Annotated in this window: 11 protein-coding genes; 3 read left to right on the top strand and 8 right to left on the bottom strand. The window is 59.6% G+C overall.

Translation table 11 applies throughout. From position 1 onward, the window contains the following. The 8 genes from VL202_RS14750 to VL202_RS14715 form a co-directional block, all read right to left on the bottom strand. Nucleotides 1-674, bottom strand: a 674-nt coding sequence (locus tag VL202_RS14750) for an aldehyde dehydrogenase family protein (RefSeq protein ID WP_325464853.1), incomplete at its 3' end; no start/stop codon positions are given. A gap of 18 nt (nucleotides 675-692) precedes the next feature. Beyond that, on the bottom strand, nucleotides 693-1109 hold the full coding sequence (locus VL202_RS14745) for a type II toxin-antitoxin system VapC family toxin (protein WP_325464852.1): 417 nt from the start codon (nucleotides 1107-1109) through the stop codon (nucleotides 693-695). Continuing rightward, nucleotides 1102-1539: a helix-turn-helix transcriptional regulator gene (locus VL202_RS14740; protein ID WP_325464851.1), complete on the bottom strand. Its 438-nt coding sequence runs from the start codon at nucleotides 1537-1539 to the stop codon at nucleotides 1102-1104. Before VL202_RS14740 ends, VL202_RS14745 begins: the two co-directional genes overlap by 8 nt. A gap of 89 nt (nucleotides 1540-1628) precedes the next feature. Beyond that, nucleotides 1629-2999, bottom strand: coding sequence for a glutamine synthetase family protein (locus tag VL202_RS14735; protein WP_325464850.1), 1371 nt, complete (start codon nucleotides 2997-2999; stop codon nucleotides 1629-1631). Between the two features lie 93 nt (nucleotides 3000-3092). Then, on the bottom strand, nucleotides 3093-4148 hold the full coding sequence (locus tag VL202_RS14730) for a TRAP transporter substrate-binding protein (protein WP_056328816.1): 1056 nt from the start codon (nucleotides 4146-4148) through the stop codon (nucleotides 3093-3095). A gap of 137 nt (nucleotides 4149-4285) precedes the next feature. Then, nucleotides 4286-5608 (bottom strand): TRAP transporter large permease, encoded by a 1323-nt coding sequence (locus VL202_RS14725; RefSeq protein ID WP_056328820.1) that lies wholly within the window; start codon nucleotides 5606-5608, stop codon nucleotides 4286-4288. Beyond that, nucleotides 5605-6114, bottom strand: coding sequence for a TRAP transporter small permease subunit (locus tag VL202_RS14720; protein ID WP_056328823.1), 510 nt, complete (start codon nucleotides 6112-6114; stop codon nucleotides 5605-5607). Before VL202_RS14720 ends, VL202_RS14725 begins: the two co-directional genes overlap by 4 nt. A 138-nt stretch (nucleotides 6115-6252) precedes the next feature. Next, nucleotides 6253-7029 carry an N-formylglutamate amidohydrolase gene (locus VL202_RS14715; RefSeq protein WP_056328826.1) on the bottom strand — a complete coding sequence of 259 codons (777 nt, stop codon included), beginning with the start codon at nucleotides 7027-7029 and terminating at the stop codon, nucleotides 6253-6255. A 191-nt stretch (nucleotides 7030-7220) separates the two neighbouring features. Between VL202_RS14715 and VL202_RS14710 the strand changes: the two genes are divergently transcribed. The 3 genes from VL202_RS14710 to VL202_RS14700 form a co-directional block, all read left to right on the top strand. Further along, nucleotides 7221-8078 carry a MurR/RpiR family transcriptional regulator gene (locus tag VL202_RS14710; protein WP_056328829.1) on the top strand — a complete coding sequence of 286 codons (858 nt, stop codon included), beginning with the start codon at nucleotides 7221-7223 and terminating at the stop codon, nucleotides 8076-8078. Between the two features lie 236 nt (nucleotides 8079-8314). Next, the gene (locus VL202_RS14705) at nucleotides 8315-9421 is read left to right on the top strand and encodes an ABC transporter substrate-binding protein (protein ID WP_056328832.1); all 1107 of its coding nucleotides are present in this window, start codon (nucleotides 8315-8317) and stop codon (nucleotides 9419-9421) included. 138 nt (nucleotides 9422-9559) lie between these two features. Continuing rightward, on the top strand, nucleotides 9560-10150 hold a 591-nt coding region (locus VL202_RS14700), incomplete at its 3' end, for an acriflavin resistance protein (RefSeq protein ID WP_325464849.1).

Genomic DNA, 10150 nt, shown 5'->3' with positions numbered 1-10150 from the left:
CCTGTAAAGGTGCCGGCTGCCGCCCGCTCGATCGACCGTCCGCCTTCCACCGAGCCGGTGAAGTTGACGAAATCGAAGCTCCTGGCGCCGATCAGCGCCGACGTCGTTTCATGGTCGAGGAAGATATTCTGGAAGACGTCTTCCGGAACACCGGCCTCCACGAAGGCCCGAACCATGCGCTCGCCAACGAGGATCGTCTGGCTGGCATGCTTGAGGATGACGGCATTGCCCGCCATCAGGGCCGGCGCGACCGTGTTGATCGCCGTCATGTAGGGATAGTTCCAGGGCGCGATGACGAAGACGACGCCATGCGCGACGCGCTCGATGCGGCGCTCGAAACTGGCGCTATCCTCCACCACGATCGGAGCGAGCGCATCGGCGGCGATCGTCGCGACATAATTAGAGCGCTCGTTGAAACCGCGGAACTCGCCACCATAGCGAACCGGACGACCCATCTGCCAGGCCAGTTCTGGCACGACCTCATCGACCATCTCATTGAGCCGCGCGACGCCGGCAAGCACCAGCTTGACACGGTCCTCGACCGGACGTTTTGCCCAGTCCTTCTGGGCCTGTCGGGCCCGCGCGACGACAGCCGAAGCGGTAACCTTGTCGGCGGCTGGCCGCTCGGCATAAACCTCCCCGTTCACGGGTGAAATACATTGGATCATGGTCATTCTTTTTTCTCCGAAAGCCTAACAGGCCAGGGTCTTGACGTGTCCGGCCGTGCCATAGGCGAGAATGGCGCGATCGCGGGTGATGATGGTAAGGTCGTGTTTTCGGGCGGTGGCGATGATGATGCGGTCCATTGGGTCTCGATGCAGTGGTTCTGGAAGATACGCAGCGTCAATTAAGACGGCGGGGGTGGCTTCATGAACCAGGATATCGCCGGCGACGACAAAATCCTCAAACCACGGTAGCGCATCTTTCGTTGCCGACAGCCGGCCGCGCGATATCAACATTCCTATTTCCCACGCGGACATTGCGGACACGCAGAGCATGCCGCCATTGTTCGACAATGCCTTAAATGCATCCATTGCTGCCTGCGACATTTGTTTTCTATTGGCCATCCAGATGATCGCGCAGGTATCGAGCAGAAGTCCCTCATTCATTATAAAGCTTATCGCTCCACTCGACATCGATCGGCGCCGTCAAATCCAAATCGTCCGGTATTGTCATAGTCCCCGTCATGCAGCCGAAGGCGGGATGCACGGACGATGAACCACTGTCTTCGTCTGCCGTATCGCGTCTCACCGTTTTGACCAAAGAATCCTGTTCTTTCGATTTTGCGGTGTCATGAACATAGCCTTGCTGTTTGCTCTCCTCAAAACCTGTCAACTCACCACGCCGCCGGGCCGCGACTTCCACCAGGCCGACACCGAGATAAGCGGCGATCAAGTCTTGCTCCTCGGCACTCATTCCTCGCCCTCCCTTCAGCATTCGGGACACAGCGCTCCTATCAAGTCCGAGAAACCGAGCAAGATCACTCTGTGAAACGCCTTTCTCAGTGAGTTTATGATTGAACCATACCGTGTCGATCATGCGCGCTCTTCGAATTCCACAACAAAACTGCGTGACAATCGCAAGAAAGTGCGAGAAAAGCAACAGTTTTTGCTATCGTTGCGATTATCTCACGCCCTTTCAAATCCCCTCGCTACCTCCCAATCCGTCACCCGGCGATCATATTCCTCCTGCTCCCACTCGGCGCAGCGGGTATAGTGCTCGATGACATCTTCGCCGAAGGCATCCAGCAGCATTTTCGAGGAATTCATCGCCGCGGTTGCATCACGCAAGGTTCCCGGGATTTCCCGGATATTGTTGCCGCCATAGGCATCCCCCACAAAGGGCGCTTCAAGCTCCATCTTGCCTTCGATGCCGGCAATGCCTGCGGCGATCAGCGCCGCCATGGCGAGGTAGGGATTGATGTCGGAGCCGCCGACGCGGCACTCGATGCGGATCGCCTTCGAGCCCTCGCCGCAGAGACGATAGCCGGCGGTGCGGTTGTCCTTGCTCCACACCGCCTTGGTGGGTGCGAATGTGCCGGCCATGAAGCGCTTGTAGGAGTTGATATAGGGCGCCAAGAAATAGGTGATTTCGCTGGCATGGCTCAAAAGCCCCGCCACATAATGGCGCATCATCTGCGACATTCCGAACTCGGCATCCTTGTCGAAGAAATGCGGCGTCTTGCCATCGGCGCTCCACAGCGATTGGTGGATATGGGATGAGGAACCCGCCGCGTCGTAATTCCATTTGGCCAGGAAGGTGATGGCCTTGCCCTTGCTCCAGGCGATTTCCTTGCAGCCGTTCTTGATGATCACATGCCGGTCGGCCATGGTCAGCGCGTCGGCATAGCGGACATTGATTTCCTCCTGGCCGGCCGAAGCCTCGCCCTTGGAATTTTCCACCGGAATGCCGGCCCCGTGCAGACCATTGCGGATCGCCCGCATCACATCCTCCTCCTTGGTTGTCTGGAAGATATGGTAGTCCTCGTTGTAGCCGCTGACCGGCTTGAGGTCGCGATAGCCGCTCCTGCGGGCATCATCATAGGTCTGGTCGAAGAGGAAGAATTCCAGTTCGGTCGCCATGAAGGCCTTCAGCCCCATGGCCTCCAGCCGGGCGATCTGCTTCTTCAGGATGGCGCGCGGCGAATGCGGCACGTCCTTATGGGTATGGTGGTCGAGCATGTCACAAAGCACCAGTGCGGTGCCTTCGAGCCAGGGAATGCGGCGAAGCGTCGAGAGATCGGGCTTCATGGTATAATCACCATAGCCCGCTTCCCAACTGGTGGACTTGTAGCCAGAGACGGTTTCCATCTCCATGTCGGTCGCCAGCAGATAATTGCAGCTGTGGGTTTCCTCCCAAGCGCTGTCGACGAAGAACTGCGCATGAAAACGCTTGCCCAGCAGGCGCCCCTGCATATCCACCTGGCAGGCCAGAACCGTATCGATGCGGCCTTCGGCAACATCTTTTTTCAAGTCTTCGAATGTATAAGTCGTGCTCATGACGCTACCTTGGTGGTTCAGACCCTTCTCGGGTTTCTCGTTTGGAGGTGGCCCGGGATTGCTCCCGGGCCTTCATTGTGCGGGCTTGCCCCGTCAGCCATTCGTGTAGGGCGGTCCGGCTTTCTCGAGGACGGCATTGTAGTCTTCGAAGATCTTGACGACCTTTGCCGCGGTCTCGCTCTGCCCGGCGATCTCCTTCCAGAACACTTTCGCGGCATCCTCGACAGGCTTCCAGTCGGCAGCCGGTATGCTGGTCAGCTTGAGCTTGTCTCCGCCGGCACGCAGCTTCGCCTCGCCGCCCCAGTACCACTGGTTGCGGTAGTTGTTGCCGGCTTCGATTGCGGTCAGGACAAGCCCCTTGAGGTGCTCCGGCAGTTCCGCCCATTTCTGCTCGTTGACGAAGAAGGAGCCGATCCAGGCACCCGAAATATTGTTCGTCAGGAAATGGTCGGTCACATCGGCCCAGCCCACCGTGTAGTCCTCGGTGATGCCCGACCAGGCCATGCCGTCGAGTTCGCCGGTCTGGACGGCCACCTGCGCATCCTCGTAGGGAATGGTGACCGGCACGACGCCGAACTGGCTGAGGAAGCGACCGGCGGTCGGGAAGGTGTAGAGCCGCAGTCCTTCGAGGTCCTTGAGCGAGGTGATCGGCTTCTTGGTATTGAAGTGGCAGGGATCCTGGCCCGAAGACGAGAGCCAGACGACGCCGCCGACCTTCTCATAGGCCGACTTCCAGATGTCGGCGAGACCGTATTGCTTGAAGAGCACGGGCACGTCGAGAATCTGCTTGGTGGCAAGCGGGAAATAGCCGCCAAACGTGGCGACCTCCGCCGGCGAGGCCATGGAATCGTCGTCCGAATGGACGGCATCGATGGTGCCGGCCTGGAGCGCGCGGAAGAGTTCGCCGGTCGGCACGATCTGGTCCGCGTAATAGAGCTCGATTTCAAGCTCACCCTTGGCCGCAGCATTGATCGCATCCACGATCGGTTTGGTCACGTGCTCGCCGAGTGCCGCACCGGCATAGGTCTGAAAACGCCATTTGATGGCCGTCTGTGCCTTCACGATCGCCGGCGTGGAGAGCGTTGCGGCGCCGGCCGCGCCCAATGTCACCGCCCCAGCCCGTGTGAGAAATTGCCGTCTGTTGGTCATGTTTCTATCCCTCTGGTTATAGGTCTCGTTTTTACCGGAAACGGCCGTTCATCCCGGTCGATCGATCGTGTTTTTCTTCTGTCGGCCTCATTACTCCGTTGCATCCCGGCGGTTTCCCGCCGGGATGTCGTTCATTGTCACTTCGCGTAAAAATTCTCCGGCAGCCATGTCGCGATCTCCGGGAAGCAGCCGATGATGATCAGGCTGGCAAGCATGATCCCGACGAACGGCCAGATCGACTTGTAGATGTCGGACATGGTGATGCCGGGCGGCGCCATGGCGCGCATCATGAACAGGTTGTAGCCGAAGGGCGGCGTGATATAGGCGATCTGGCAGGTGATCGTGTAGAGAATGCCATACCAGACCAGATCGAAGCCCAGCTTCTGCACCAATGGAATGTAGAGCGGCGCGACGATGACGAGCATTGCCGTGTCGTCGAGGAACATCCCCATGATCAGGAAGGAGAGCTGCATCAGCACCAGCACCTGCCAGGGCTCCAGGCCGAGATCACCGAGGAAGAAGCGCTCGATCGATTTCACCGCGCCGAGACCGTCGAAAACGGCGCCGAAGCAGAGCGAGGCGATCAGAATCCACATGAACATGCAGGTGATGCCGAGCGTTTTCTGAAGCACGTCATTCCAGAGCCGTGCCGTCAGACGACCGCGGGCCCAGGCGACAAGCGCCGAGGAAATCGCGCCGACGGCCGAACTTTCCACTAGGCTGGCGGTGCCGCTCAGGAACAGTCCCATCATTAGCGTGAAGATGCCGAGCGGCAGGATGCCCGCCGTCAGGAGTCTCAGTTTCTCGCCCAGGGGCACTGTTCGCTCTTCCGGCGGCAGTGCGGGGCCAAGCGACGGATTGATCCGGCAGCGGACATAGACATAGATCGCCATCAGCGCGGCCATCAACAGGCCCGGGAAGACGCCGGCAAGCCAGAGCTGCCCGACCGGTACGCGGGCAATCATGCCGTAGAGTACGAGAACGATACTCGGCGGAATGAGGATGCCGAGCGTCGAGCCGCCCTGCACCACGCCGGTCGTCATCACCTTGTCGTAGCCGCGGCGCAGCAGTTCCGGCAGCGCGATGGTTGCGCCGATGGCCATGCCGGCGACGGACAGGCCGTTCATGGCCGAGATGAGCACCATGAGGCCGATCGTGCCAAGCGCAAGACCGCCATTGATCGGGCCCATCCAGACGTGGAAAGCCTTGTAGAGGTCTTCGGCGATGCCGGATTCCGACAGCATGTAACCCATGAAAATGAACATGGGCACCGTCAGCATCGGATACCATTTGACGAGCTTCATTGCGGAGGCAAAGCCCATCTCGGACCCGCCCGTGCCCCATAGCAGATAGGCCGCCACGACGCCGACAAAACCGATGACGGCAAAGACGCGCTGCCCCGTGAGCAGCAGCACCATCATGGCGGCGAACATCGTGATGGCGATGAATTCATAACTCATGCGATAGGCCTTCCCCGCAATTCAGCGATATCCTTGAAGAGCGACGAACTGGCCTGCGCCAGCATCATCACGACGCCGAAGGTCATGACGATCTTGATCGGCGCCATGTAGGGTGCCCAGGCGGAGAAACTCTTTTCTTTGTAGGCAATGGCGTAGGCCGTGCTGCTAATGCCGCCATACAGCATGAAGCCGAGGAACACGATCAGCGCGATCGCCGTGACGAGGTCGAAAGCCGCCCGTCTGCGCAGCGACCATGACCCGTAGAACAGGTCCATGCGCACATGGTCGCTCGTCTGCATGGCAAAGGCTCCGCCCAGCATATAGTAGGCGGCCATGGTGAACTGCGCCGATTCCAGCGTCCAGTTCGCCGGCAGGTGGAACGCCTTCGAGACGGAAGAATAAAGCAGGATCGCGAACATCGCGAAAATCAGATACATCGCGAAAAGGCCGACACGCCGATTGAACCCGTCGACGGCCCTCACATAGGATTTTATGAAATCAGGCATCTACCCGGACCTCCCGTACCGGGCATATTCAGTTCGTGGAAAAACCTCCTGGCAGATAAGCCGGTCCATCTGTTTTCTCCTCCCCGTTCGAGAATTGAACCCTGTCTTTCGCGGACATGCCGCTCCCCTTTTCGAGTCTTATTTTTGCGCCTTGGCGAGATCCGCGATGCTTTTCAGCAGCAAATCCGCCAGGTAGTCGGCCATGACCCTTTGGCCGACCTCGTCCTTTACGAGATCGTTGCGGATCTCGATCATCACGTTGAACTGCCCGGTTCTGATGCCGTGCTCGATCAGTGTATGCGTCACCCCGTCGGTCGGGCCGTAAGGCTCGTTGCGGCGAATGTCGTAGCGCCCGTCCGCGACGCCATGCGCCAGCATCCGGTCGGCCAGTCTCTTGTCCGTGTCATGCAGGATACCGACTTCCACGGGGCGGGCAACGCCGTGATAGACCGGCGTGAAGCTGTGAACCGTCACAAGCACGCAGGGCCGGCCGGCTTTCCGGCGCCCGGCTACAAAAGCCGCAAGCGCATCCCGGAACGGAAAATACAAAGCTTCGGCCCGTGCCTGCCGCTCCTCCGGCGAAATGTCGGCATTGCCAGGAATGGAAAATATTTCACTGACCGCCGGCATCGCGGCCTCGGCTTCCGGCGGACGATTGCAGTCATAGACAAGCCGCGAAAATCGCTGGTGGATCAGGGCCGCATCGAGCCGTTCGGACAGCAGCCGCGCCACGGCCAGCGCTCCCGGATCCCAGGCGATATGGCTTTCAAGGATGTCCGGGGAAAGCCCCATCGTTCCGAAGCGCGACGGCAGCCGGCGCGACGCATGCTCGCACACCAGGAGGACAGGCCCCTGCCCATCCTCATTCTCCCAGGCGACCGGATCGCCATCAGCCAGCGTCAGAATTTGCAGCACCCGGCGTCCCCAAAACTTGCCAGATTGTTAATTCTGAAGAGAATTCTTCACCATCACGCATCTGTCAACCGGAATCTGAAACGATCTCTTCAAAAAATCAATTGACTCGAATTGTTACAGCGATGTTTACTCTGTCACAAAGCCGGCAGAGACCGGCCAGGGGACCGGATTTGACAAGCTCTACAGGCGCCATGACGGTGTCGGATGTGATCAACGCCCATTTTACCGTGCTCACCCGCGCGGAAAGGCAATTGGCGGAGACACTTCTCGACAATTACCCGGTTTCCGGGCTCGGCAGCATCACCACTGTCGCCGAGAACGCCGGCGTTTCGACGCCGACAGTTGCCCGCATGGTCCAGAAGCTCGGTTTTCGCGGTTTCCCCGATTTCCAGTCACACCTACGCCAGGAACTGGAAGCGACGATTTCCAATCCCATCAACAAGCATGACCGCTGGGCTGCCAACGCGCCGGGCACGCATATTCTCAACCGCTTCGCCGACGCCACCATCAACAATCTTCGCGCAACCCTGGCACAGCTGGAAACGGCGGAATTCGACGGCGCAGCGGCGATGATCGCCGATCCCAGGCGCAACATCTATCTGGTCGGCGGTCGCATCACCCGCGCGCTAGCCGATTATTTCTTCACCCATCTGCAGGTCGTCCGCTCCGGCGTTACCCAAGTCGCCGCCAATTCCAGTTCCTGGCCACACTACGTGCTGGACATGAAAAAGGGCGACGTCCTGATCATCTTCGACATCCGCCGCTATGAGCAGGAAATGGAAACCTTGGCGCGTACCGCCCGCGGGCGGGGCGTCGAGATCATTCTTTTCACCGACCAGTGGAGTTCACCCGTCGCCAAATCGGCGCGCCGCGTCTTTCGCATCCAGATCGAGGCGCCCTCCGCCTGGGATAGTTCGGTCGTCACCCTGTTTGCTGTCGAGGCACTGATCGAAGCCGTGCAAAGCACCATCTGGACCGAAACACACGACCGCATGAAAATGCTCGAAGGGCTGTTCGATTCAACAAAGCTTTTTCGAAAGCCGGCTTAGGAGGAGCATGGCAGGAGATATTGCATCGGTAGTTGCCAACAGCATTCCAAGGCATGGAGGTTCAGGGACGCAATGTTTGTCCCACATCGTATCGGAATGAAATTTTTGAAATGAAATTAATATGTTCCGGATGCGGCCCATAGGCCGCGAAGGAAACATCGATCGTCACATTAGCTTCATCGGACCCCAGTATCAGCTTCGACCGAAACTGACTGAAACACCCAAAGGAGAAGACAATGACTTTACATTTGCGCCGCCTGCTCTCGCTCTCGACCGCCATGGTGATGGCTTCGAGCGCCGTTGCCTTTGCCGAGCCCAGCGCCGAACTCGTGGCCGCGGCCAAAGCCGAAGGCAAGCTGACCACCATCGCCCTGCCGCATAGCTGGTGCGGCTATGGCGACGTCATCGCCGGTTTCAAGGCGAAATATCCCGAAATTCAGGTCAACGAACTGAACCCCGACGCTGGTTCGGGCGACGAGATCGAGGCCATCAAGGCCAACAAGGGCAATACCGGCGACCAGGCGCCCGACGTCATCGACGTCGGCCTGTCCTTCGGCCCGTCCTCCAAGGCCGAAGGCCTGATTCAGCCCTACAAGGTCGAAACCTGGGATTCGATCCCGGACAGTGCCAAGGATGCCGATGGCCACTGGTACGGCGATTATTACGGCGTTCTCTCCTTCATCGTGAACACCGACATCATCAAGGAAGTGCCGAAGGACTGGAAGGACCTGACCAAGGCCGACTATGCCAACGCCGTCGCGCTCGCCGGCGACCCGCGCACCTCCAACCAGGCCGTGCAGGCCGCCTATGCCGCCGGCCTCGCCGCCGGTGAAACGGATGCGACCAAGGCAGGCGAAGCAGGCCTTGCGCTGTTCTCCGAGATCAACAAGGCCGGCAACTTCGTTCCGGTCATCGGCAAGTCCGCCTCGCTTGCCCAGGGCTCGACCCCGATCGTCGTCGCCTGGGACTATAACGGCCTTTCCTGGCGCGACACGCTGGCCGGCAACCCGCCGCTCGAAGTCGTCGTTCCGGAAACGGGCGTCGTCGCCGGCGTCTATGTGCAGGCGATCTCCGCTTTCGCTCCGCATCCGAACGCCGCCAAGCTCTGGATGGAATATCTCTATTCGGACGAAGGCCAGCTCGGTTACCTGAAGGGCTATTGCCACCCGATCCGCTTCAACGATCTCGTCAAGAACGGCAAGGTTCCGCAGGAAATGCTCGACAAGCTGCCGCCGGCAGCGGCCTATGAAAAGGCTGTCTTCCCGACGCTCGAGGAGCAGGAAGCCGGCAAGGCCGTGATCACCACAAAATGGGACAGCGTCGTCGGCGCCAACGTCCAGTAAGCCGGCCAAACCCGGTCCACGCCCTTCCGCCGACAGGCGGGAGGGCTCCCCTTCGATGCCGGCGCAGCCTGTTTGCGCCGGCGTTATTTTCGCATATTTTTGTTTATTCACCGCCTCCAGTCGGGATAGCCGCCTTTCATGAACACCGCAAACCTCATAGACCGCCGCAAGATCGTCGATTGGCTCGGCATCGCGCCGTTCATGATCTTTGCCTTCATGTTCCTGATCCTGCCGACGCTCTATCTCGTCACGGGCGCCTTCTTCAATCCGGCCGGCGAGTTCACCTTCAAGAACATCGCCGATCTCGCCCATCCCACGATCCTCAGCGCCTACTGGATCAGCATCAAGGTTTCCGTCGCGTCATCGCTGGGTGGTGCTGTGATCGGCTTCATGCTCGCCTGGGCGGTTGTGCTGGGCGGACTGCCGTCCTGGATCCGGTCGGGGCTTTTGACCTTCTCGGGTGTCGCCTCGAACTTCGCCGGCGTGCCGCTTGCCTTCGCCTTCATCGCCACGCTCGGGCGCACCGGCCTGGTGACGCTGCTGCTGCGAGAATGGTTCGGCTTCAATCTCTACGGCACCGGCTTCAACCTCCTGTCCTTCCTCGGACTGACCATCACCTACATGTTCTTCCAGATTCCGCTGATGGTGCTGATCCTGACGCCGGCACTCGACGGACTGAAGAAGGAATGGCGCGAGGCCTCGGAGATCCTCGGCGCCTCCACCTGGCAA

The organism is Pararhizobium sp., assembly GCF_035497515.1.
GTDB lineage: Bacteria > Pseudomonadota > Alphaproteobacteria > Rhizobiales > Rhizobiaceae > Pararhizobium.
This window is presented reverse-complemented; position numbering and strand designations above follow the sequence as displayed.

Excerpts from the sequence above, each read along its gene's own strand:
- VL202_RS14730 (WP_056328816.1), bottom strand. The coding sequence starts at position 4,148 with ATGACCAACAGACGGCAATTTCTCACACGGGCTGGGGCGGTGACATTG.
- VL202_RS14710 (WP_056328829.1), top strand. The coding sequence starts at position 7,221 with ATGACGGTGTCGGATGTGATCAACGCCCATTTTACCGTGCTCACCCGC.
- VL202_RS14725 (WP_056328820.1), bottom strand. The coding sequence starts at position 5,608 with ATGAGTTATGAATTCATCGCCATCACGATGTTCGCCGCCATGATGGTG.
- VL202_RS14720 (WP_056328823.1), bottom strand. The coding sequence starts at position 6,114 with ATGCCTGATTTCATAAAATCCTATGTGAGGGCCGTCGACGGGTTCAAT.
- VL202_RS14745 (WP_325464852.1), bottom strand. The coding sequence starts at position 1,109 with ATGAATGAGGGACTTCTGCTCGATACCTGCGCGATCATCTGGATGGCC.
- VL202_RS14735 (WP_325464850.1), bottom strand. The coding sequence starts at position 2,999 with ATGAGCACGACTTATACATTCGAAGACTTGAAAAAAGATGTTGCCGAA.
- VL202_RS14740 (WP_325464851.1), bottom strand. The coding sequence starts at position 1,539 with ATGATCGACACGGTATGGTTCAATCATAAACTCACTGAGAAAGGCGTT.
- VL202_RS14705 (WP_056328832.1), top strand. The coding sequence starts at position 8,315 with ATGACTTTACATTTGCGCCGCCTGCTCTCGCTCTCGACCGCCATGGTG.